This is a genomic window from Herminiimonas sp. NPDC097707, from assembly GCF_044761395.1.
In the GTDB taxonomy this organism is placed as follows: Bacteria; Pseudomonadota; Gammaproteobacteria; order Burkholderiales; family Burkholderiaceae_D; genus Oxalicibacterium.
Map to the genome: position 1 here is coordinate 239,369 of NZ_JBIWCI010000002.1, position 24,139 is coordinate 263,507.

General features: G+C 54.9%; 20 protein-coding genes, 1 tRNA gene and 2 rRNA genes. 5 read left to right on the plus strand and 18 right to left on the minus strand.

The genetic code is table 11. The features are described from left to right. Positions 1 to 351 precede the first annotated feature (351 nt). Entirely contained in the window at positions 352 to 630 is a 279-nt protein-coding gene (locus tag ACIQW9_RS14590) for a hypothetical protein (RefSeq protein ID WP_402338567.1), read from the minus strand. Positions 631 to 857: 227 nt separating this feature from the next. On the opposite strand from ACIQW9_RS14590, the gene ACIQW9_RS14595 reads away from it, so the two are divergent. Continuing rightward, a complete protein-coding gene (locus ACIQW9_RS14595; RefSeq protein WP_402338569.1) occupies positions 858 to 3,590 on the plus strand; it encodes an autotransporter domain-containing protein in 2,733 nt (910 codons plus the stop codon). A 143-nt stretch (positions 3,591 to 3,733) separates the two neighbouring features. Here the strand turns inward: ACIQW9_RS14595 and ACIQW9_RS14600 are convergent, their stop codons facing one another. From ACIQW9_RS14600 to ACIQW9_RS14630, 7 genes are all read right to left on the minus strand, one after another. After that, positions 3,734 to 4,573, minus strand: a complete 840-nt coding sequence (locus ACIQW9_RS14600; protein ID WP_402338571.1) for a DUF3025 domain-containing protein — start codon at positions 4,571 to 4,573, stop codon at positions 3,734 to 3,736. A gap of 61 nt (positions 4,574 to 4,634) precedes the next feature. Continuing rightward, positions 4,635 to 5,693 (minus strand): dihydroorotase, encoded by a 1,059-nt coding sequence (gene pyrC / locus ACIQW9_RS14605; RefSeq protein ID WP_402338573.1) that lies wholly within the window; start codon positions 5,691 to 5,693, stop codon positions 4,635 to 4,637. 96 nt (positions 5,694 to 5,789) lie between these two features. Continuing rightward, positions 5,790 to 6,515: an amino acid ABC transporter ATP-binding protein gene (locus ACIQW9_RS14610; protein WP_402338575.1), complete on the minus strand. Its 726-nt coding sequence runs from the start codon at positions 6,513 to 6,515 to the stop codon at positions 5,790 to 5,792. 10 nt (positions 6,516 to 6,525) lie between these two features. After that, a complete protein-coding gene (locus ACIQW9_RS14615) occupies positions 6,526 to 7,212 on the minus strand; it encodes an amino acid ABC transporter permease (protein WP_402338577.1) in 687 nt (228 codons plus the stop codon). Then, positions 7,205 to 7,936, minus strand: a complete 732-nt coding sequence (locus tag ACIQW9_RS14620) for an amino acid ABC transporter permease (protein WP_402338579.1) — start codon at positions 7,934 to 7,936, stop codon at positions 7,205 to 7,207. The genes ACIQW9_RS14615 and ACIQW9_RS14620 overlap by 8 nt, the downstream gene beginning before the upstream one ends. Positions 7,937 to 7,977: 41 nt before the next feature. After that, positions 7,978 to 8,880, minus strand: a complete 903-nt coding sequence (locus ACIQW9_RS14625; RefSeq protein ID WP_402338581.1) for a transporter substrate-binding domain-containing protein — start codon at positions 8,878 to 8,880, stop codon at positions 7,978 to 7,980. Positions 8,881 to 9,114: 234 nt separating this feature from the next. Then, positions 9,115 to 11,001, minus strand: a complete 1,887-nt coding sequence (locus tag ACIQW9_RS14630) for an ABCB family ABC transporter ATP-binding protein/permease (RefSeq protein WP_402338583.1) — start codon at positions 10,999 to 11,001, stop codon at positions 9,115 to 9,117. A gap of 164 nt (positions 11,002 to 11,165) precedes the next feature. Here ACIQW9_RS14630 and ACIQW9_RS14635 point away from each other — a divergent pair, with 164 nt between their 5' ends. Next, positions 11,166 to 11,582 carry an acyl-CoA thioesterase gene (locus ACIQW9_RS14635; RefSeq protein WP_402338585.1) on the plus strand — a complete coding sequence of 139 codons (417 nt, stop codon included), beginning with the start codon at positions 11,166 to 11,168 and terminating at the stop codon, positions 11,580 to 11,582. Between the two features lie 67 nt (positions 11,583 to 11,649). Here the strand turns inward: ACIQW9_RS14635 and ACIQW9_RS14640 are convergent, their stop codons facing one another. After that, entirely contained in the window at positions 11,650 to 13,332 is a 1,683-nt protein-coding gene (locus ACIQW9_RS14640; protein WP_402338587.1) for a long-chain-fatty-acid--CoA ligase, read from the minus strand. Between the two features lie 278 nt (positions 13,333 to 13,610). Here ACIQW9_RS14640 and ACIQW9_RS14645 point away from each other — a divergent pair, with 278 nt between their 5' ends. Next, a complete protein-coding gene (locus ACIQW9_RS14645) occupies positions 13,611 to 14,804 on the plus strand; it encodes a M20 aminoacylase family protein (protein WP_402338589.1) in 1,194 nt (397 codons plus the stop codon). A 50-nt stretch (positions 14,805 to 14,854) separates the two neighbouring features. Here the strand turns inward: ACIQW9_RS14645 and ACIQW9_RS14650 are convergent, their stop codons facing one another. The 4 genes from ACIQW9_RS14650 to ACIQW9_RS14665 all read right to left on the minus strand — a co-directional run bounded on the left by ACIQW9_RS14650 (position 14,855) and on the right by ACIQW9_RS14665 (position 19,118). Beyond that, positions 14,855 to 15,316 (minus strand): hypothetical protein, encoded by a 462-nt coding sequence (locus ACIQW9_RS14650; protein WP_402338591.1) that lies wholly within the window; start codon positions 15,314 to 15,316, stop codon positions 14,855 to 14,857. Between the two features lie 197 nt (positions 15,317 to 15,513). Next, the gene (locus ACIQW9_RS14655) at positions 15,514 to 16,266 is read right to left on the minus strand and encodes a DUF3047 domain-containing protein (protein ID WP_402338593.1); all 753 of its coding nucleotides are present in this window, start codon (positions 16,264 to 16,266) and stop codon (positions 15,514 to 15,516) included. A gap of 35 nt (positions 16,267 to 16,301) precedes the next feature. Next, complete coding sequence (locus ACIQW9_RS14660; protein ID WP_402338595.1) at positions 16,302 to 18,083, minus strand: ABC transporter ATP-binding protein/permease; 1,782 nt, start codon at positions 18,081 to 18,083, stop codon at positions 16,302 to 16,304. 120 nt (positions 18,084 to 18,203) lie between these two features. After that, positions 18,204 to 19,118 carry an NAD(P)-dependent oxidoreductase gene (locus ACIQW9_RS14665; protein ID WP_402338597.1) on the minus strand — a complete coding sequence of 305 codons (915 nt, stop codon included), beginning with the start codon at positions 19,116 to 19,118 and terminating at the stop codon, positions 18,204 to 18,206. Positions 19,119 to 19,196: 78 nt separating this feature from the next. Between ACIQW9_RS14665 and ACIQW9_RS14670 the strand changes: the two genes are divergently transcribed. Then, positions 19,197 to 20,087 carry an SMP-30/gluconolactonase/LRE family protein gene (locus ACIQW9_RS14670; protein WP_402338599.1) on the plus strand — a complete coding sequence of 297 codons (891 nt, stop codon included), beginning with the start codon at positions 19,197 to 19,199 and terminating at the stop codon, positions 20,085 to 20,087. A gap of 6 nt (positions 20,088 to 20,093) precedes the next feature. Then, positions 20,094 to 21,590 carry a glycerol kinase GlpK gene (gene glpK / locus ACIQW9_RS14675; RefSeq protein WP_402338601.1) on the plus strand — a complete coding sequence of 499 codons (1,497 nt, stop codon included), beginning with the start codon at positions 20,094 to 20,096 and terminating at the stop codon, positions 21,588 to 21,590. Positions 21,591 to 21,735: 145 nt separating this feature from the next. Here the strand turns inward: glpK and ACIQW9_RS14680 are convergent, their stop codons facing one another. From ACIQW9_RS14680 to ACIQW9_RS14700, 5 genes are all read right to left on the minus strand, one after another. Continuing rightward, complete coding sequence (locus ACIQW9_RS14680) at positions 21,736 to 22,239, minus strand: universal stress protein (protein WP_402338603.1); 504 nt, start codon at positions 22,237 to 22,239, stop codon at positions 21,736 to 21,738. Between the two features lie 48 nt (positions 22,240 to 22,287). After that, positions 22,288 to 22,998 carry a TerC family protein gene (locus ACIQW9_RS14685; RefSeq protein WP_402338605.1) on the minus strand — a complete coding sequence of 237 codons (711 nt, stop codon included), beginning with the start codon at positions 22,996 to 22,998 and terminating at the stop codon, positions 22,288 to 22,290. 436 nt (positions 22,999 to 23,434) lie between these two features. After that, positions 23,435 to 23,510 (minus strand) — tRNA-Thr (locus ACIQW9_RS14690). Positions 23,511 to 23,777: 267 nt separating this feature from the next. Continuing rightward, positions 23,778 to 23,890 (minus strand): 5S ribosomal RNA (rrf, locus tag ACIQW9_RS14695). Between the two features lie 169 nt (positions 23,891 to 24,059). Beyond that, positions 24,060 to 24,139: ribosomal RNA gene (locus ACIQW9_RS14700) — 23S ribosomal RNA — on the minus strand; the annotation flags it as partial.

Sequence of the window (24,139 nt, forward strand, 5' to 3'; positions counted from 1 at the left end):
ATGACTCGGCAACTCATCTTATTCATCTAAAAACCAGGCCGTGACCTCGCAGATTGCGATGCAGCTCAAGCTGCAACGGCTAAGCAAAGCTACCGTACTGATTGTGCTGCCGGGTGCGTGAATACCTTAAATGCCTCTTCCGCCGGAGGGTGACATTGCGGAAGAGGTGTATTGAGACGCGGGCTTGGTGGAATGCGCTTTTGCTTTGCCACCCGACACGTTGAATTATGTTGTCGGGTACGTAGATACATTACGACTCACTTCCGATCACTTCTCCCTTGATCCTCCACTTGCATCAGCCGAAAGTTGGCTGACCGGCACATCTCCTCCAATGCAATACCGAACGCGATATTAATGTCCTGATAATTGTCTTCCGACAGTTTTGATGAACGTTGTCGTTCCGTCTTTACGATGCAACAACTTGTCAACGAGTTGCCTGCATGTTGGCGGATATTGACAAGGTTTTGTCGGGAAAAGACATTCCCACCCCTTTATGATCAGCTGCATCCAAATAAAGTCAGGCTTGCAGTTCTGGTCGGCGGATTGGTTTTGCATTGATGATTCGCCTGCTACAGAATAACGGCCTTTCAATTCATGAAAAAAAAGACGACGCCCCAGTGCATCTGTCATTTCTCTTTTAATTGATTTCTTTTGCCAGCGAAAATACCTTCGCTGCGCCATCAACGCACCATCGCCTCATCTGCGCAACCGCCATTCTGCGCCTGTCTTGTTGTGGAGTTTTGTACCCGCCCCCCCTCTTGCAACTATACCGGTCTACTATGAGCAACCAGCGCACCTCCCGTACTTCTTCCCGAACTCCTTTAGCTCGCATTCCGTTCCAACTTTCTCTGCTCACCATGTCCATCTCGGCGGTGCTTTCCGGTTGCGGTGGTGGCGGTGGCGGGAGTGCGCGAAATCCAGGTAATGGCGGCCCTTCCTATATTGGCAGTGATCTCAGTAACGCCGGCGCAGCGCATACACGCGGCATTACCGGCGCCGGCGTGACAGTCGGGGTAGTCGATACCGATTTCAACGTCGCCGCTCCCGAGCTTGCGGGACGTATTACCAAAGATGTGTATTCGTCAGGAGGTTTTGTCGGCGGCAGCGGGACCGGCAATCTGCATGGCACTGAAGTGGCGGAAGCATTGGGCGGCACGAACACCGGCATCGCACCGGATGTACGTATTCACGGCATCGCCGCCGGCACCAGCAGTAACGGCGTGCAACTCAATACCGCTATCTACGATCGCCTGTACAACAGCGGTGTGAGGATTTTCAATCAGTCAAATACAGTAGGTTCGATTGCCGCTCCATCCAATGCTGCAACGTATAACAATATTTATCAGCCCTTCGTCGCCAAGAGCTCATTGTTCGTCTGGGCTACCGGCAACGATTACAGCAGTCAGCCGAGCATGACGGCGGGCTTGCCGGCGCTGTATCCGAGTCTGCAAACCGGCTGGCTGGCAGTCACGGCCGTCAATGCAGTCGGCGGCGGACAAGGATTTTCCAGCACGGATACAACGCCCGGCATTATTTCCAGCTATGCCAACCGCTGCGGCGTCGCCGCCAACTGGTGCCTGGCAGCGCCCGGCGACTTTGTCTCCCCCACTGCCGGCGGCCGGGTGTACGGCACCTCGTTTGCAGTGCCGGCCGTGACCGGCACACTGGCGCTGGTGCAACAGGTTTATCCGTGGATGAATGCGGATCTGTTACGACAAACGATTTTGTCTACGGCTACCAGCATGGGCGATACAGCGACCTACGGCTGGGGCTTGCTGAACGCTGGAAAAGCGATCAATGGCCCGGCCTTGTTTGCGCAAAGTCTGGCGCTGGGGTCGAATGTGAATGTCAGTTTTAATGGCATGTCATCGACCTTCAGCAATGACATCGGCGGCGATGCAGGGTTGATCAAAGACGGCACGGGTAACTTGACCTTATCCGGCAGTAATACTTATAGCGGCAACAGCCGGATTTCTGGCGGTACGCTCAATATCACCGGCTCGGTCAGCTCCAGTGTACAAATCGACACCGCCGGCAAGCTGTCCGGCAATGGTGGTCAGATAGGAGGCAACGTCAGCAATAGCGGTCGTCTGAACAATACCGGCACAGGCCTGACGATTGCAGGTAATTACACGGGCTCGGTGGCTTCGATACTGGCTAACGATCTCAATTCAACGCTGGTGGTCGGCGGTACCGCGACGCTTGGCAATTCGCATCTGGTGACGACCGTGCCAACCGGCAGCGGTAACGCCTCTAACTATGTCACGGCACAAGCCAGCAACACGCCAAAGACCATCATGAGTGCTGGCGCAATCGTCGGCAAGTTCGGCGATATCGGTTTTGAAACGGTAGGCGGCGCGTTCCCACCCTTGCTGACGGCGAAGATCAATTACGCGCCCAAGGATGTCGATCTGACCATCAGCCGCGTTTCCACTACCTCCGTTGCCGCGCAAGCATTTGCCGGCGACGCCACCCGAACCAACACCGCCGCCAATGTCGAACAGGCCATGCTGATTGCAGATGCTTCCGCAGCCGCCCATCCCAACGGCAGCGCCTTACTCAGTAGTGCGGCAGCACTGCAGCAGACGGCCAGCATCGCAGCGCTGGGAGATGCACTGGATAGCCTTTCCGGGCAGATTCATGCCTCATCGCAGGCATTGACGTTCCAGCAATCGCAGACCGTCAATCGCGCCCTGTCCGATCGCATCGCCTTATTGGGCAATCAGGACAAACAAACAAAAACAGGATTGTGGGGCTCCACTTTCGGCGCATCCGGCAAACTGGCGCAAAGCGGCTATGCTACTGCCGGCACCGGGATGTGGGGCGGGCAGTTCGGGGTCGATACCCGGCTGGGCGAGCATACGATCGCTGGCGCGGCATTATCGTACTCCGACAGCAAGGCCAGCTTTGATCGCCTTGGCGGCACCGCCAAGGGCCGGGATGTCAGTGTTTCCCTATACGGACGCTATGCGATACCGGCAGCAGCCGGCAACAGCAAGGCCTATGTGGCTGGCCGGATCGGTGCGGCGACCGTGTCGAGCACCGTTGACCGCGTAGCGCTAGCCGGAGCCGAAGTCGAAAACCTGCACGCCACGCATACGGACCGCATGCTGTCGGCTTACGCCGAAACCGGATACGCGATGAAAGTATCCCCCAACGCTCTGGTCACACCATTTGCCGGCATCAGCTACGATCATTTGCAGCGCGGTGCTTTTGCCGAGAGCGGCGGCAGCTTCGGCTTGGTCGCAGGCAGCCAGAATTATCGGCAATGGGTCGGGCAGCTTGGTGTGCGTGCCGAGTCTGACGTCACGTGGTTTGCCGGTCGCAGTACGGTGCAGACCTACGCCGCCTGGCAGCATTCGCTGACTGACGGCAAGCTGGATTTTCAAGCCTCATTTGCCGCCGCGCCGGGCAGCAGTTTTGCGGTGCAGGGAATTGGTTTGGCGCGCAACACCGGCTGGACCGGCATCGGCATCTCGACTGCCATCAACCGCCGGATGAGCTGGTACGCCAATTACGATGCCCAGTTCGGCCGCGGCGGCTTGCTCAACAATCTGGTGCTGGTGGGAGTACGGATCAAACTTGATTGATCGGATTGATCAAGTAGCCCCATCAATCGCGGTCCGAGCTTTGTGCCAGCCCAAAAAAATGCCTGCTAATTGCAGGCTTTTTTTTGAGGGGGAAGACTGGGTTTTCCAGCGTACTGCCGTCATGCAGAGACCTCAAGAGTGCATCACTTTTGCACATTTCCCAGGCAAGGCACATCCGGCGTTAAGCTGCGTCGCTTTGGCCGGAAAACGCTGACGTCCCGATAAAATGCATCGTCCTGATCCGGCCACCAGCCGGGCACGCCCAGCACCGGCAAGGGTGAAAAATCCGCAGTACTCAAACCTTGCGCCAGTTGCCGTGTGACTGTGATATCGATCCACTGCCGCACATCCGCATCTGCAGCCGCCAGCGCGACATCCGGCATATCCAGCGTCACGATCCACGCATGTCCGGTAATCGCCTTGTACGGTGCAACCAGCTTTTCCATCAAGGCATGGCCGAATAGAAAAACCTCGCAGTCCTGAACAAAGTCGTTCCGCCGTTTGACGAATACCTGTTCCCACTCATGCGCGCGCAAGGCTTGCACCAGTTCGCTTCTGGCAGTCAGGAGCAGCACGGCATTTTCATCGAATATGGTGGCGGCATCGCGCAACTTGCCGCGTGGCTTGGACGTGTTTTCCACTGCGGCCCGCTCGATCTCACGGGCTTGCAAGGCGTTCAACTGGACTTTGATGCGCGGGAAGGTCAGCCACACCAGCGCGTTGAAAAAATCGTGCAGATTGTCGCGGGTAGGCACACAGCCGGTCTGACTGATGAAGGCTTCATATGCCAGGCCTGCAGGCAAGTCGGATTGCGCAACGAATTGAATCGGCAAATCACGATGATTGCGCACACCCAGCTCGGCTACGCGCCGGTTCAATTCCAGCCGCCAGTCGGATGTCTGCACGATCGCCTCACCCGTCGCACGCACACTGGCAAGCCACGGCCTGGACCAGATAATGCCATCCAGAAAAGACGGATTCATCGAACCATCATCGGCGTCGTTCCAGCGCGACCGAATAAAGACGTCTCGGCCGCACACATGCTCAAACGAACTTCCAGCCTATCGTCTCGCCGCCATTGAGCGGCACCAGCGTCGTCTCGCCAAGGGGCAATTCGCCCGGCACTTGCCACTCTTCGCGACGCAAGGTGATGGTGCCGGTATTGCGCGGCAAACTGTAAAAATCCGGACCGTTGAAACTGGCGAACTGCTCCAGTTTATCCAGCGCATCTGCCTGATCGAAGGCTTGCGTGTACAACTCCATCGCATGCAAGGCGGTGTAGCAACCGGCACAGCCGCAAGCGTGTTCCTTCAAACCCTTGGCGTGCGGCGCGGAGTCGGTACCGAGGAAGAACTTGTTACTGCCGGAGATTGCCGCCGCCACCAGAGCCTGTCTGTGCAATTCACGTTTCAATACCGGCAGGCAGTAATAATGCGGACGTATCCCGCCTTTGAAGAGTTCATTGCGGTTGTACAGCAAGTGATGTGCGGTGATTGTCGCCCCGACGTGATGATCGGCTTCAGCGACGTATTGCGCGGCATCCTTGGTGGTGATGTGCTCGAACACCACTTTCAATTCCGGCACGTCGCGGCGCAGCGGCTGCATCACGCGGTCGATGAAAACGGCTTCACGATCAAAAATGTCCACACTCTGGTCAGTGACTTCGCCATGCACGAGGAAAGGCATGCCGATCTTTTGCATGGCTTCCAGCGTTTTATAACATTTGGACAAATCGCTGACGCCGGCATCCGAGTTGGTGGTCGCACCGGCCGGATAAAGTTTGACCGCGTGCACCACGCCGCTGTCCCTGGCGCGCTGGATTTCTTCCGGCGGCGTATTGTTGGTCAGGTACAGGGTCATCAAGGGCTCGAACTGCATGCCGGCCGGCAAGGCTGCCAGTATGCGGTCACGATAAGCGACTGCTTGCGCCGTCGTGGTCACTGGCGGCTTGAGGTTCGGCATCACGATGGCACGCGCAAATTGCCGCGCCGTATCGGGCAGGACGGAGGCAATCGTCGCGCCGTCGCGCAGGTGCAGATGCCAATCGTCAGGGCGCGTGATGGTGATGCTGGAAGGTCGGGTGGATGCAGAATTCATGGTCATGGCAGCTCGTTGTTCGGACTGCCGCTATTTTACCCGTTCGCATTGCGAAAATGCCTTGTCGTGGCAACAAGGCAAGATGATCGCTTCAGAACATGGCTAATGAATAATTTTCGCCAAAAAATCGCGCGCGCGATCAGAGCGCACGGTGCCAAAGAATTCGTCTTTCGTACAATCTTCCACTATCGCGCCCTGATCCATGAAAATCACGCGATTCGCCACTTTTCTGGCAAATCCCATTTCGTGCGTGACCACCATCATCGTCATGCCGTCATGCGCCAGGCCGACCATGACATCCAGCACTTCATTGATCATTTCAGGATCAAGCGCCGAGGTCGGTTCGTCGAACAGCATCGCAATCGGGTCCATCGCCAGAGCACGCGCAATCGCCACGCGCTGTTGCTGGCCGCCGGATAGCTGCCCCGGAAATTTGTCTTTCTGTGCAATCAGACCTACACGATCCAGATACTTCAGGCCGCGCTCGGTGGCTTCTTCTTCGCTGCGACCCAGCACTCTGATTTGCCCCAGCGTCAGGTTTTCACGTATGGACAGATGCGGGAACAACTCGAAATTCTGGAACACCATTCCTATGCGGGAACGCAAGGAGGTCAGATTGGTTTTCGGATCGCCGACCGAAACGCCATCGACTGTGATGCTGCCTTTTTGAAACGGCTCCAGTCCGTTGACCGTTTTTATCAACGTCGATTTCCCCGAACCGGATGGGCCGCACACCACAACCACATCGCCCTTCGCAACGCTCGTCGTGCAATCGGTCAGGACCTGAAAGCTGCCGTACCATTTGCTCACATTTTGCATTTCAATCATGTTCTTGTCCTTAGCGAATGATGGCGATGCGTTTTTGCAATTGCCTGACCATGCTCGACAGAGCGAAGCTGAGCACGAAATAAACGATGGCGACAAACAGATACATTTCAACGACACGACTGTCACGTTGCGCGATCTTGACCGAGGCGCCGACAAAATCAGTCACGTTCAGCAGCGAGACCAGCGAGACATCCTGAAACAGCACGATGGTTTGCGTCAGCAGGATCGGCAGCATATTACGGAAGGCTTGCGGCAGCACGACCAGGCGCATAGTTTGCGGATAAGACAAACCCAGCGCGTAGGCGGCATTCACCTGCCCCTTTGAAATACTCTGGATGCCGGCACGCATGATCTCGCAAAAATAAGCAGCCTCGAACATGATGAAGGTAATGTAGGCAGATCGATCGGCACCCAGCTGCACCGGCCGTTCCGATCCTGTAATCGTTTGCAGTACGACCGGCACCAGAAAATAAAACCAGAAGATCACCAACAGCAGCGGAATCGAACGCATCAAATTTACGTAGGCGGCAGCCAGGAATGCCAGCGATTTGTATGAGGACAGACGCGCCAGCGCCAGCAACGTACCGAACAGGACGCCGCCGAATGCCGCCGTCACTGTCAGCTGCAGCGTGTATTGCAAGCCGCTCAAAAGATAAGGCCAGGTGCGGCTGATCACATCAAAATCGAGATCACCCATGCTTGCCTCCGGCAATCAATCCGGGCACGGCAGTGCGCCGCTCCACCAGTGCCATCACGCGATTGGCCAGCATGGCAATGACGACGTACATCAGGGTCGCGGCGCCGAATGCTTCGAAGTAACGGAAGGTCATCTCGCCCATTTCCCGCGTGCGGAAAAACAATTCAACCAGACCGATCGAATACGCGACTGCAGTGTTCTTGATCAGGTTCATCAACTCGGATGTCAGCGGCGGAATGATGATCCGGTACGCCATCGGCAACAAGACGAAACGATAGGTTTGCATGCTGGTCAATCCCAGCGCATATCCTGCATTGCGCTGGCCGCGCGGCAGCGATTGTATGCCGGAGCGCACTTGCTCGGCGATACGTGACGAAGTAAAAAACCCGAGGCAAATGATGGCAGTGACGAATTGATGTATCGTCGGGTCCAGCGTGACAACCCAAGTCTTGACTGCCGGAATCAAACCCGGGATCACAAAGTACCAGACGAAAAATTGCACCAGCAGCGGAATGTTGCGAAACAGTTCGACGTAGGCACCGCCCAGGCGCACCAGCCAGCGTTTTTCCGTCGTTCGCGCAATACCGACCAGCGAACCCAACACAAACGCGAATATCCACGCAAAGAATGCGACCGCCAGCGTCCAGCCCAATCCGGACAAAAGCATATAGCCCCAGGTGCCATCGCCGTCAGGAACCTGCTCCAGGAAAATGCCAAGGCTCATGCTCTAGTCCTCCTCGCTGCATTCATGACACTTGCCCCGGTTCAGATGCCCTTGTCGTTCGGATGTTTGAACGCTTCCTTGATAGCGGGCGTCATCGGGAAATTCAGGTTCAGGCCTTTGGGGGGAATCGGCGTCGTAAACCATTTGGCGTAGATCTTGTCGATCTCGCCCGATTGCATGACCGCAGTGATCGACTTGCCCACCAGCGCCTTGAACTGCGGATCGTCCTTGCGCAACATCATGCTGTACGGCTCCTGACGCAGCGACTCCGGCAGTATCTTGTAATCGGCAGGGCGCTTGGCGTTGGCAATCTGCCCTGCCAGCAGGATATCGTCCATCACGAATGCGGCCGCCCTATCGTCGGCCATCAACAGGAAAGCTTCCGCATGATCCTTGCCGTAGATTTCCTTCACCTGCGCATTACCGGCTTTCTTGTATGCCTTCAACAAGGGAACGGAAGTCGTACCCGATGTCGTCGATACGGTCTTGCCGTCCAGTTGCGCGATGGTATTGATATTCGATGATTTTTTAACCGCCGCCGTCACATTGATCACAAAGTAGGTCGGGCCAAATGCAACCTGTTCCTGACGCACGGTGGAATTGGTGGTCGAGCCGCATTCCAGATCAATGGTGTCGTTTCTCAATAAAGGAATGCGGTTGCTGGAGGTGACGGGTTGCAGCTTGACCTTGAGCGCAGGCAGCTTCAGATCAACCTTGACGGCATCGACAATCTTCATGCACAGATCCATCGCATAACCTATCGGTTGCTGCTTGTCATCGAGGAAGGAAAACGGAATCGACGATTCGCGATAGCCGATAGTGATCTCGCCTGTTTCCTTTATTTTTTTCAGCGTGCCGGTCAATGCCTGCGCCTGCACCGCCGTCATTGCCATGCTCATCATTGCGGCGCCGATCAGGGTCTTCAGCAGCGTGGTCGATTTCATGGTGTCTCCTTGAATACGGTTAGGTGATGAATAAGGTTCGCAGCAAGCAGTGCAAGTTCCGCGCCATATTGCATCCTGTTGGCGACCGCCATCTGCACGTATTTCTGTACGCCGCATTCTTGCGTGTAATTAATGAGAGATAGAGTAACTCTTTTTAATGCGAGTTCCTTAAGCCCAAACAAATTTCATCGCCACGCTTCCTGGTCAATACGCTGCGCATCAGTGCATGAGTTTTTATGCACCAGGCAGCATATCGGTGCGCAATTCATGCAGCAAGGGCTCGACGACAACATCGTCGTCAGCCGGGGAAGCTGGTGATTCATCCTGCCGCGCCTGCTGGCGCGCCCACATCTGGGCATAGGCACCGTCTGCCGCCAGCAATTGCGCATGCGTGCCGCGTTCGACTATGCGACCATGGTCCAGCACCAGTATCTGCGCCGCATCCACAATAGTCGACAAGCGGTGGGCGATAACCATCGTAGTGCGATCCTTCGCAATCTCTTTCAACTGCGCCTGAATCGCCTGCTCTGCTTTTGAGTCGAGTGCCGAGGTCGCTTCATCAAAAATCAAGATGGCAGGATGTTTCAACAAGGTGCGTGCAATCGCCACCCGCTGCTTCTCACCACCGGATAATTTCAAGCCGCGTTCACCGACCATGGTGGCATAGCCGTCCGGCAGCGATTCAATGAAATCATGAATATAGGCAGACCTCGCCGCCGCGACAATATCGTCCTTGCTCGCACCCGGCTTGCCATAAGCAATGTTGTATTCGATCGTATCGTTGAACAGAACCGTGTCCTGCGGCACGATACCGATTGCATTGCGCAACGAAGCCTGAGTGACATCACGCACGTCCTGTCCGTCGATCAGGATCACGCCTTCGTTGACATCATAAAAGCGAAACAGCAAACGCGACAGCGTCGACTTGCCGGAACCACTATGGCCGACAACTGCCGTCGTTGTTCCAGCGGCAATCGTGAAATCGACATCGAACAGAATCTGCCGCTTGGCTTCATAACTGAAACCGACATGCGAGAATTTTACTTCCGCACCCTGCACTGCCAACGCCTGCGTATTCGGCTTGTCGGCAATTTCCCGGTGCTGATCGAGCAAGGAAAAAAGCCGCTCCATGTCAGCCAGACTTTGCTTGATCTCGCGATAGATCACGCCGAGAAAATTCAATGGAATATACAACTGGATCATGAAGGCATTCACCAGCACCAGATCGCCCAGCGTCATCGTCCCATTGATCACACCCTGCGTGGCGCGCCAAAGAATCAGCGTAACGGCAACGGCGATGATGCTGGATTGCCCGGTATTCAATACCGACAGAGACGTTTGCGATTTGACGGCGGCCGTTTCGTAATGCTTCAAACCTTCGTCATAGCGTCTGGCTTCGTAATCTTCATTGCCGAAATATTTGACCGTCTCGTAATTGATCAGCGAATCGATCGCCTTCGTATTCGCCTTTGAATCCAGATCGTTCATCGTGCGGCGGAAATGCGTACGCCATTCGGTCACCATTACCGTGAATGCGATATAACTGACCAGCGCCACTGCAGTGATAATCGAAAACCAGATGTCGTAATGCAGAACCAGATAGCCCAGCACCAGTGTGATTTCAACCAGCGTCGGCAGGATGCTGAACAGCGTGTATGAAACCAGTGAGGAAATACCACGCGTACCGCGCTCGATATCACGCGTCATGCCGCCGGTCTGGCGATTCAAATGGAAGCGCAGCGACAAGGCATGCAAATGGCGGAAGACCTGCAATGCAATCGTGCGCACCGCGCGTTGCGTGACCTTCGCGAAAGTGTATTCACGCAATTCGGTAAACAAGGTAGTCGACAAGCGTAGCGCGCCATAGGCGAACAGTATGCCAACCGGCAGAACCAGCAGCGCATGCGGACTGGCTGGATTGATCGTGAGACCGTCGATCAGGCGCTTCAATAGCAGCGGCACGCCGACGTTGGCAAATTTTGCGGCAATCAAAAACAACAGCGCCAATGCAACGCGCCATTTGTACGTCCACAAATACGGAATCAGTGTCTTGAGCGTGGCCCAATCGTTACGATTGCCTGACGGTGGAACTGGCTCGGAGGAAGATGAAGAACGGCGCATGAAGTGGGGTTTTGTCAGATGGTTTATGCTTCAGAATCAGGATTGTAGCGGCAATCCCTTGCCCGCCGCAGATACGCAGCAGTGACAGCTTATACCTGGACAAGAAAGCCTGCGTAAGCACACAGTAAGTCTGAGCGTCCAGAATCACGGCAATAGGAGACAACATGGCCAGCGAACACCACACAGACCTGCCGGCAGGGAAAATCCCGCAAATGCGCGTCGTACCGATGCCGAATGATTCCAATATGCATGGCGACGTATTCGGCGGCTGGATCATGGCGCAAGTCGATCTGGCCGGCGCGGTATGCGCCACACGTCGTGCCAACGGCCGCGTTGTCACGATTGCGGTGAATTCATTTTTATTCAAGCACCCGGTATTCGTCGGCGATCTGCTGTCGATCTACGCCGAAATCGTCAAGGTCGGCAATACCTCGATCACCGTGAACGTGGAATGCTATGCAGAACGCAATCGCCTGGAAGTGGAAATTGTGAAAGTGACAGAAGCCACCCTGACCTACGTCGCAACCGATGATAACCGCAAGCCGCGCCACCTGCCGCCGCCGATCTTGCCGCACAAATAAGTAAAGTGAGAGCGGGAAAACGCAGCGCCTTCCGCGCTGCTCGCGAACTGCCCGCTGAAGTTCAAACTCAAGCAGTCTTGATTTCATCGCGCAATTCGCGCCGCAGTATCTTGCCGACATTCGATTTCGGCAACTCCGTTCGGAACTCTATCGTTTTCGGTTTCTTGTAACCGGTAAATTGTTCCTTGCAGAAGGCCATCAGGGTTTCTGCAGTCAATGCGGGATCACGACGCACGACAAACAGTTTGACCGCTTCGCCGGTATGCTCATCCGGCACGCCTATGCAGGCGCATTCCAGCACGCCTGGATGTCCGGCGACCACGTTTTCAATTTCACTGGGATAAACATTGAATCCGGAGACCAGAATCATGTCTTTCTTGCGATCGACGATCTTTGTGTAACCGCGCATATCCATGATGCCGATATCGCCGGTCTTGAAAAATCCGTCAGCCGTCATCGACTGTGCCGTTTCAACAGGATTGTTCCAGTAACCAGCCATCACCTGCGGGCCGCGAATCGCAATCTCGCCGGGTGAACCGAGTGCAACTTCATTGTCGTTACTATCCAGGATCTTCACTTCGGTCGACGATACCGGCAAGCCTATCGTGCCGGAAAATTCCGTCGCTTCAACAGGATTGGAAGTCGCTACCGGCGAGGTTTCGGACAAGCCGTAACCTTCGATGATCGAGCGACCGGTAACTGCGCGCCAACGATCGTTGACAACCTGCTGTACAGCCATGCCACCGCCATTGCACAGTTTGAGTTCGGAAAAATCGACTTTCGCAAAATCGGGATTATTCAGCAAACCGTTGTACAGCGTATTCACCGCCGGCAGCAGGTTGATCTTGTACTTCATCAATTCCTTGACGAGGCCGGGAATGTCGCGCGGATTCGGAATCAGAATATTCATCACGCCCAGCCGCGTACCCAGCATGCAGCACGCCGTCAACGCGAAGATATGATAAAGCGGCAGTGCACAGACAAAATTCAGCGTCTTGTCCGGCGGCTCCTTGCGCAATGCCGGCCAGATCCAGGCTTCATTCTGCAGCACATTGGCGACGATATTGCGATGCGTGAGCACCGCGCCCTTGGCGGTACCGGTAGTGCCGCCGGTATATTGTAAAAACGCGATGTCCTGATGCACCAGAACCGGCTTCTGCAGAGTCATATTGGCCGCTTGCGCCAGCACATCATTGAAAGCAAGCGCTTGCGGCAGTGAAAACGCCGGCACCATTTTCTTTACGTGCCGCACGACAAAATTGACGATCGCGCCCTTCAGACTGCCCAGCATATCTCCCATGGTCGCCACCACCACATGCTTGATCTGCGTAGTGCCGATTACCTTTTCCAGCGTAGTGGCAAAATTTTCCAGAATAATGATCGCTTCCGCACCGGAATCGACCAGTTGATGTTGCAACTCGCGCGGCTTGTACAAGGGATTGACATTGACGACCACATAGCCGGCCCGCAACACAGCGGCAAGCGCAATCGGATACTGCAATACATTCGGCATCATCAGCGCCACGCGTGCACCTTTTTGCAAGCCGGTGCCTTGCAGCCATGCCGCCAGTTTTTGCGACAGCGTATCGACTTCGCCGTAGGTAAGAAATTTATCCATGCAGACATACGCATGACGATCGGCATATTTGCGGAACGACTCTTCCAGCAATTCCACCAGCGAATCGTACTGGGTGAAATCAATCTCTGCCGGCACGCCTTCCGGATACGATTGCAGCCAAAATTTATCCATCTCCACCTCTATCTGTATTGTTATTCGAGTTGGTCTTGCCTGCTCCAATAGCGGACAAGGATTTTGCAGCGCCAGCATACGCATGAAACAATCATGTCACGGCTGGACGACGAATGCAAACCCGGTGCACGACCCAAACCAGGCTACGCTTTTCATCGGAAACTGCATGCGGCATGCCGCCAACATGAACCGTTTGAGTTGGCGTAATATAGAGCGCTACGATGTGTCATCGCAGTAAAAAAACGCCGTGTATTACACCGCCACAATGTGGAGATACCATGCAGTTGATCGACCCCATCATCGAATTTCATCATGAATTGCAAGCCATACGCCGCGAGATTCATGCCAATCCGGAACTGTGCTTTGAAGAGCGCGAGACTGCAGAATTTGTCGCCAGCAAACTGACCGAATGGGGCATCCCGGTTTTACGCGGCATGGGCGTCACCGGCGTGGTCGGCATCATCAGGAACGGTAGCAGTGATCGTGCAATCGGCTTGCGCGCCGACATGGATGCGCTCCCCATACAGGAAATCAATACCTTTCCTCACACATCCAAAAATGCCGGCAAGATGCACGCATGCGGCCACGATGGCCATACGGCCATGCTCTTGGGCGCAGCGCATTATCTGTCGCAGCACAGGAACTTCGACGGCACCGTGTACCTGATCTTTCAACCGGCAGAAGAAGGCGGCGGCGGTGCAAAACGCATGATGGACGATGGATTGTTTACGCAATGTCCAATGCAGGCCGTATTCGGCATGCATAACTGGCCGGGCATTCCAGTCGGCGAATTCGGCGTCACGACGGGCCCGATGATGGCGTCGAGCAATGAGTTTGAAGTGATCGTCAGCGGCAAGGGTGCACATGCTGCGCAACCGCACAAAGGCATAGACCCGATCATGGTGGCGGTGCAGATTGCGCAAAGCTGGCAAACCATCATCACCCGCAACAAGAGCCCTATCGATGCCGCTGCCCTGTCGATTACACAAATTCATGCCGGCAGCACCACCAATGTCATTCCCGATAATGCAAGCCTGATCGGCACCGTACGCACCTTCGATCTGAAAGTGCTGGACCTGATTGAAAACCGGATGCGCGCAATTGCCGAGCATACTGCGCAAGCCTTCGATGCGACGGTCGAATTTCATTTCAAACGCAACTATCCACCACTGATCAATCACTCGGAAGAAACTGCATTTGCGGTCGATATTCTGCAGGGAATTGTTGGTGCCGAACACGTCGATGCGCAAGTCGAACCGACCATGGGGGCAGAGGATTTCGCCTTCATGCTGCAGGACAAACCCGGCTGCTATGTATTCATCGGCAATGGCGAAGGCGATCATCGCGTCGCCGGACATGGCCTGGGCCCCTGCAATCTGCACAATCCCAGCTACGACTTCAACGATGACTTGCTGCCGATAGGTGCGACTTACTGGGTGCGTCTGGCGGAAGCATTTTTGAAGCAGCGCTAAGGTGTGAAATTTTTGCTGCGTCATGCAAAACACGACGCAGCAAAAAACAACTACGCGAGGATCGCCACCGCCTGTTGACCGTAAGCGATCAGATAACCGCCATTCTCTTGTTGCCAGTCACGCGCCGTCGCCTCATCGGCAAACCAGTTCTGCTGATAATCTCCGAACATGCCCAACTCCAGACGATAACGATCCAGCGCTGCTGCAGGAGAGTCATCGATCCATTTTTTGCAAATTTCCCATGCTGCGAAATCAAGTTCACGCGCCAAGGTGTGCAGGATATGTTTGAGCTGTATCGTTTCACGCACTATATACAGATCGGTAATGCGCAGTTCCGGCGTGACTTTCATTGCAATAATGCGTCGCAAAATCGGCAATGCCTTGCTGGATTCAGTCGCACGCGCGTTACGCAAAAGACGACGGGCGTACCTGCGCAAAAATTCGCTATTGCTTAAATTTCTGCCAAGATCGTTGCGGGTGTCGTTGTCGACGGGGGAAGAAGTAGACCACATGACGTTTCCTTTCATCTTGTCGTTTCTCGCTACGACACTCAAGGATTTAACGTTGCGGTTTTCCTGATAGAGAAATCACAAGTAACAGGTGCATCGGCTTTTGCGAGAACAGGCATCCTGTCATGCCTGCCCGCATTTTAGCGCAAATTTAAATCTGCCCGGGAAAATGGAGTCGCTATGACGAGTAATTTCTATGGCTATGGTTTCAGACGAATATCGCCATACCAGGCCTCCACTGTTTCGCCCGTATTATCCGTGTCAGTCAGTACCCCTACACCGATCAGCCGGCCCGGCTTTTCACCGAATGCACGCTCATAGTCTGCAACAATATCGCGCGCAATTGCCTGCCATTCGCCCACGCCATCTTCACCGCTGGCCGCCACGATCATCTTGATACGATTGCTGCGCGTGTTGGGAATGACCGTATCGACCGGAGCTCTGCGCCCCCAGATGTACATCAGCGTCGCATAGGGAAGTTCGCGTCCGGTCACCATGCGTGCCGTCTCAAACATGATTTGATCGGCAAATGGCAATTCATCTTTATTGCCGTCGAATCCCAGGATAATCCGCGCCGGCGAGTCCTCCAGCGCACGATCGAAATTATCGGCAGATTCGACCAGACCGCTGATGCGCCAGTGCCAGCTGATCTGCGGCTTTTGCAGTGGATCGATATTTACTTTTTGCATCAACCCCGACGATGCACTGACTGCCCGCGCATGCAATACATGTCGCCCCTGCTCGGCGACCAGTGCATATTGCGTATTCTTTTTATTCCGATGAATAATCATCGGCTCCCAGCGATTCGGCAAACCGCCCAATGCACTCTCGGAAAATGGTGCGATCCGGATGTCGGCAATGGTTTCGCCCTGCTTGGCTCCCGTAGGCTGCCGCACTTGCGCACAACCGGTAAGAAACAGCAGTAGTGCAATGGAAACGAAGATGAATTTCATGTTTTGTAAAAGTAGTAATGCAATGTGCGACGCTATTATCCGCGCTCTCGCGAACGCGACGTTTTAGCCGGCTTTCCAAACTGGATGGTATACAGCTTGCGTTGTGTCTCTTCGTGATTGCCTGCCGCAGTTTCGCCTGCAACAAACTGCCAGCGAATATCATGATGGCTGGCCACGCTCTCACGATGCGCAACACTGATGATCGCAGCTTCCGGCAGTTCCTGCAGAATCAATTGATACATCAGCTCTTCCGTTTCCGTATCGAGCGCACTGCTCGCCTCATCCATGAACAAGGCATCCGGACGCGTCAGCAATGCGCGCACGAAGGCGACACGCTGCTGCTCGCCCGGCGACAGGCGCTGGCTCCAGTTATCGACCTGATCGAGTTGCTGTTTCAAATGCGGCAGCCGGCACAGGTCGAAGTAATGCTGGATCGCCAGATCGGTATAACTTCTTTCGCTGGCAGGGTAGGCGACGGCAGCACGCAAGGTGGAGATCGGCAAATAACTTTTTTGCGGCAGGAACAGCAATTTCCAGTTATGCGGAATCTCGATCCCACCCTTGCCGTAAGGCCAGATGCCGGCAATCGCCCGGATCAAGGTCGATTTGCCGCAACCGGAAGGGCCGGCGATCAAAATCCGCTGTCCACGCTGAATATTAGCCGACAGCGGCGACGTCAATGGCTGATCATCCGGCAAATCCAATGCGAGATTCTCGATCAGAATCGCACCGACATTATTGATCGTGACCGTCACGCCGCCAGCATCGGCATGCGCCGTCTCGACTGCCGCATGAAATCCCGCCAGACGATTGACGCTGGCCTTCCATGCGGCCAGATCGCTGAAGGCCGAAATAAACCACGACAAGGCGCCCTGCACCTGACCGAATGCGGAACTGATCTGCATCAAACCGCCAAGCGTGATGGCGCCGGAAAAATATCGCGGCGCCGCCATCAGGAAAGGAAAGATATTGGCGAACTGCGAATAAAACGTGGACACCAGATTCAAGCTCTTGGTGGTGCGCATGATGCCCCACCAGTTATCGCGTATGCGCTGAAAGCGACCTTGCAGTTGCACACTCTCCTCTGCTTCGCCGCGATACAGTGCGACGGCTTCAGCATTCTCGCGCACGCGTATCAGACCGAAACGAAAATCCGCTTCAAAGCGTTGCTGGTAAAAGTTCTTGCCTATCAGCGGCCAACCGACCCAGCCCACGACGAGCGAGCCGATACCGGCGTAGGCAATAGCAAACCATACCATGTAGCCTGGCACCGTCATTTCCTGCGCGCCCAGCATGAATGAAATCGGCCCGCTGACCGACCATAGAATGCCGATGAACGATACCAGTGTAACCACGCTGGACAGCAGCCCCAACGACAGCGACAGCGAGCCGCTGGTAAGGAAATTCAAATCTTCGGCAATGCGTTGATCGGGATTGTCGGCCGTATGCGTTTGCTCTATCCGGTAGTAAGCCTGATGCGTCAGCCAGCGCGCCATGTACTGTTTGGTCAGCCACATGCGCCAGCGCATCTGCAGCGATTGCGTCAGGTAAATACGGTAAATCGCAACGCCAATGAAGATGAAGGCAAGATAGCTGAAGCGCCACAACTGTTCGGTAAATACCTTGTAATTCTTGGTTTCCAGCGCGTTATAAAACTCGCGATTCCAGGTATTGAACAAGACCTCGAGATACACCATGCCCAATGCCAGTGCGACGATCGTCAGCAGCAATCCGCGCGCCCGCCATTTTTCTTCCGACACCCAATAAGGTTGAATCAATCGCCATACGGCGCGCCAGTTGATGGATTCTTTAGGCATCACGCAAGAAAGAAGGAAGGATGAAAAGCGCGAGGCAAATCATCTTTGCCTGCATGAAAACACTGGAAGCGCGCACTGCAATCGCCGATGGATCGCGATGCCTTGAGCCGCACTCCATGATCAGCCTGGCAACTGATCGGCAAGGTCGCCCAGACGTTGACCGGGATTGATATTTTCCAGCGCCAGCAGCACTGCCGATTGATCGGCCTGCGGTGAGCGCTGCAACACGCTGTGATAATTTTCCGTCACCAGTTCCGTTACCGGCAAACGCAAACCTGCGTTGGCGGCAGCGATCAATACGTTTTCCAGATCCTTGAACTGACTCTTGACCTGACCGCCCGGCATGAAGTTGCGCTCCAGCATGCGCTGTCCATGCACTTCCAGTATCCGGCTTTCTGCAAAGCCGCCGCGTATCGCCGCGCGCACGGCAGTCGGATCGGCGCCGCCGGCCTGCGCCAGCAGCAAGGCTTCGGCCACAATATTCAGCGTGCCGCCAACGATCAACTGATTGCACAACTTGGCAATCTGGCCGCAGCCAGCCGGGCCAACCAGCGTCGGCCTTCCCATCGTCGCCAGCACTGCCTCGGCATCTGCAAAATCATCGGCGCTGCCGCCGGCCATGATCGCCAGCGAACCTGCCTGCGCGCCCACCACGCCACCGGACACCGGCGCATCGATAAAGCGTACCCCATGCGCTGCCAACAGCGCATGCGCTTCCTGCGCTTCCGATTGACGGGTCGAACTCATGTCCACCACTAGGGCAGCACGCTGCAAGCCCGGCAATGCGGCAGCGATCACCTGTGCCACGATAGGCCCAGCCTCCAGCATCGTGATGACGATATCGGCCGTGCGCACGGCATCTGCCGCCTGCTCTGCGACTTTCGCACCCAACGGTGCCAACTCATCCGCCTTGCTGCGCGTGCGGTTCCAGACGGTGACCTCATAACCCGCCTGCAATAATCGGGTCGCCATCGGTTTGCCCATCAGGCCTATGCCCAGAAAGGCAATCGCAGGTTTCGCTACTGGCTGCTTCAATTCAAACTCCCTCATGCTTGGTTGCGCTCAATATTTTCACTGCATAATGGCGCATTCTCCCCACAAAAAGCAACCGCCATGTCGATGGAAAATATACAAGCCTTTCTGCCAACACGCATGCAACTGGGCGAATGTCCGCTCTGGCATGCGCAGCAGGCGGCGCTGTACTGGATAGATATCGACGGTTGCGCCGTACATCGCTTCCATCCAGCGCATGGCACACACCATGTATGGAGCATGCCGTCCGAACCCGGCTGCATTGCAATCAATGCAAGCGGCGGTTTGATCGTCGCACTGCGTTCCGGCCTGGCGCTGCTCGATACCGATAACGGTCAGCTGACACCTGTCGCCGATGCGCCTTACGATCCTGCGACCACCCGCTTCAACGACGGCCGCTGCGACGCCGCCGGCCGGCTCTGGGTCGGCAGCATTTACGAACCGCGCGACCATCCGCATGCAGCGCTGTATTGTATTGAGCGCGGCCTCATACGCGATAGCGGCAAACGCGCAACCGTATCGAACGGCGTCGCCTTCAGCCCGGACAATAAAATCCTGTACCACGCTGATACCACGTCGCATCGCATCAGCGCCTACGAATACGATGTTGCTACCGGCATCATCTCAGGCACGCGCCTGCTGAAACAATTTTCCCCCGACAAATCGAACAACTACGGCGGCCGTCCGGATGGCGCGGCCGTCGATAGCGAAGGGGCCTACTGGTGCGCCATGTATGAAGGCGGAAAACTCCTGCGCCTGTCGCCTAGCGGCGAAGTCTTGCGTGAAATTTTCCTGCCGGTACGCTGCCCGACCATGCTCGCTTTCGGCGGCGACGATATGCGCACTCTGTACATCACGACCGTCAGCAAGAATCGCACTGCCGCCGAACTGGAAAAATTTCCCCTGTCGGGTTGCGTGCTGAGTCTGCGCGCTGATGTAGCCGGGCTTGCCGAACATGCATATCTCGCCTGATCCAGCATGAGCAAATACATACTCGCGATCGATCAGGGCACGACCAGCTCACGTGCCATCCTGTTTAATCATACGGGGCAGATTCACGGCATCGCGCAACAGGAATATCCGCAGATTTTCCCTGCGCCGGGCTGGGTCGAACACGATGCCAATGCCATCTGGCACAGCCAGCTCGCCGTCGCACAACAGGTATTGAAAGAACAGCATCTCAGCGCCGCCGATATCGCGGCCATCGGCATTACCAATCAACGCGAAACCACCGTACTCTGGGATCGCCAGACCGGCGAACCGATTGCGCCCGCCATCGTCTGGCAAGATCGGCGTACGGCGGCGCTATGCGATCAATTACGCGCCGACGGCAAGGCACCATTATTTCAACAGAAAACCGGATTGGTGCTGGATTCGTATTTTTCCGGCACAAAACTGAAATGGCTGCTCGACCACACACCAGGCGCACGCGCACGTGCCGAACGCGGCGAACTCGCATTCGGCACCATCGATAGCTGGCTGATTTTCAAATTATCCGGCAAGCACGTCACCGATATGAGCAACGCTTCACGCACACTGCTGTTCAATATCCACACGAAACAATGGGATGACGAATTGCTCGGCATGCTGGATATTCCGCACGCTCTTTTACCGACTGTCGTTCCCAGCAGCGGTATCGTCGGCCAGACATATGCTTCCCTGTTCGGACAACCCATTCCCATTGCGGGCATTGCAGGCGATCAGCAGGCAGCCACTTTCGGCCAGGCTTGCCATCGCCCAGGCATGGCAAAGAATACCTACGGCACCGGCTGCTTCATGCTGCTCAATACCGGCGCGCAGGCGATCGCATCGCAAAACAATCTGCTGACAACCATAGGCTGGACTCTGGGCGATGGTGCGGATGCCCGCACCGATTACATGCTGGAAGGCAGCGTTTTCATGGCCGGCGCCATCGTTCAATGGCTGCGCGATGGCCTGGGCATCATTCAGCAGTCATCAGATGTGGAAGCACTGGCGAACAGCGTCCCGGATAACGGTGGCGTGGTGTTCATTCCGGCCTTTAGCGGTCTCGGCGCGCCCTATTGGGATCCGTACGCGCGCGGCACCATCGTCGGCATGACACGCGGCAGCAATAAGGCACACATTGCACGCGCCGCGCTGGAAAGTATCGCGTATCAAACCGTTGATGTGCTGGAGGCGATGCAAAAAGACGCGCAGATCTTGCTGCAAGAGTTGCGCGTCGATGGCGGTGCCGCACGCAATGATTTATTAATGCAATTTCAAGCAAATATGCTCGACGTACCGGTGATCCGGCCAGTCATCACGGAAACTACAGCTTTGGGCGCGGCCTATCTCGCTGGCCTGGCCGTATCCTTCTGGGCATCGAAAGAAGAAATCGCCACACAGTGGCAGATGGAGAGGTGCTTCGAACCCCGCATGAGCGTCGATGAACGCACGCAGCGTTTACACACCTGGCGTCGTGCCGTACAGCGCGCCCAGGCATGGGACATATAGGATGTTGTCTTTTACTTTTCGAGTATAAAAATAAAGGATGGGCAATCGCGCCCATCCTTCAGGTGCGAACGTTCCACTCGCACCTTATCCTTCAATACGCTGATCGCGCTACGCATCGCGGCACGATCAACGCATCGAAGAAAACTTACTCGACAGCCAGCCACAGGAATGCCAGTCCCACACCTATCGGGATGCCGAAACGCTCCAGCTTGGTCGCATTTTCCTTGGCAACGACCTCGACTGGCAAATCCGTCAAAGCCATTACCTTACTCACAACGGAGCCCTGGAAAAATCGCGCCAATGCATTTTTGCGTGTCGTTCCCATGATGATTTTTTGCGACTTTGTTTTTTCGGCACAGGCAACAATCGCTTCTGCAGCATCGCCCTTGTCCATATGCACCGAATGTTTCACGCCGGCCCTGGATAGCATATCGACTGCGCTTTCCAGTGCCTTTTCAGCACGTTCCTGCTGGAACAGGCGGACATTACCTGACGGCACAAAGCGCGTCAGATATCTCGACAAACGGGGTTGGACATTGGCCAGGTTCACGTTGATCAATTCGCTGTGCAATGCACGATATTGAATAACGTATTCCACTGCTCGCAATGCATTCCGTGAGCCGTCAACGGGTATAAGAATGTTTAGCATGATGATCTCCTCGCAATGTATAACGTTAATGCTTCATGTGAACGGTCTTCATGAATGTTTTGGAGTACCCTCCCTCTGCGTCGGTTTCCAAGGCGCGTTTCTAAGCACACCGCTTAGTACGACCCCGCCTATGAGCAGGCCGTAAAGTAGCCAGAGTAAAAAAGGATTCTGGCCAAAAAATTCATTCATTACCGGTTCCTGCCCGATCATCTTGGCAGCCGTCCACGCCAGGACTGCGGCCCCCAGATAAATGATCACCGGATAGCGCTCAACCCATTTCAGAATTAGCGTACTGCCAACGATCATGATCGGAATGCTGATCAGCAGGCCCACGATCACCAGCATGAATTCACCTTGCGCTGCGCCGGCCACACCCAGCACGTTATCCAGTCCCATCACCGCATCCGCCACGATAATGGTGCGAATCGCGGCCCATAGCCCTATGCGCGAACCCGACAAATGCACGCCTTTCTTTTCTTCCTGCACAGGCGCCAGCAATTTATAGGCAATCCAGACCAGCAACAATCCACCAACCAGCAGCAATCCAGGAACATTCAGCAACCACACGATCGCCAGCGTCATCGTTACTCGCACCACTACCGCACCTATGGTCCCGCCGATTATGGTGATCCGCTGCAAGTGCTGCGGCAATTTGCGCGCAACCAGTGCAATGACTATCGCGTTATCACCTGCCAAAACCAGATCGATGACGATGATTGCCATGAGGGCCGAAAAAAATTCCGCTGAGAACATATCCATCTGCTTCCTCCAGCAATCCAGAGATCGTCCGTGTTACGGACGAAGAAAGCTTTAAGCGAAAAAAAACCTTTACCTGTCAGCGGTAAAGGTCTCGCCACAACATTTCGTTGTCTACAGGCCGGGGAAATTGTCCCGTATTGACGGCTTCTGCAGTGAGGCTACTCCCCTTTAAGGGAACTACTTGGCTTCAACATAGGACAGTGGATACTTGGTGTCAATACAAATATTAAAATATCGTTAAATATATTTTAACAAAATCTTTATTTTTCAAGAGAAAAGGTTTCTTTTTTGGAATGTTCTGCGGAGGCCAGATATCAGCGCAGATTGCCGGGCTAGCGGCACGAAAGAAAATTCATTCGAAATAAGGCATCTCGAAGCAGCTGACAAACTTTCTTTCAAATGAAAAAAGGGCTAGCCGAAGCTAACCCTTTTAATTTGGTGCTGATGAGGCGAATCGAACACCCGACCTACTGATTACGAATCAGTTGCTCTACCAACTGAGCTACATCAGCGAAGCCCGTTATTCTACCAACAATCATGCCTCACTGGAAGAACATGCGAGGCATTTCAAGAAATACTCTTGCAATCACGGGTTATTTCCACGCATATTTTTAAGCGGAAATGAAAGATCAGGTGTCGGATCCTGAGTAAAGACTGCCTCGCTAGCTAAAGCGGCGCACTCGAAGAGGGCATGTAATCAGCAGCACCCTTGCGCTACAAATCGTTCGCGCAAAAGCAAAAACCCCCTAGCCGTTAAGCTAGGGGGTTTTCTAATAAAAGCCTGACGATGACCTACTTTCACACTGGTTGCAGCACTATCATCGGCGCAAATTCGTTTCACGGTCCTGTTCGGGATGGGAAGGGGTGGTACCAAATCGCTATGGTCATCAGGCATAACTTGTAGCGTTCGCTGCCGTCGTCGTTATTCTGACGTCGTCAACAAACCAATCTGGAAGAAGTAAAGATCACACTGAGGCCATGGGTGATGGCATCAGCGGTTTTGATTGCACGAATCAAATCGCACACACGTTACTTGCATGCCTATAACCTGCTAAGGTTATAGGGACAAGCCTTACGGGCAATTAGTACTGGTTAGCTTAATGCATTACTGCACTTCCACACCCAGCCTATCAACGTCCTG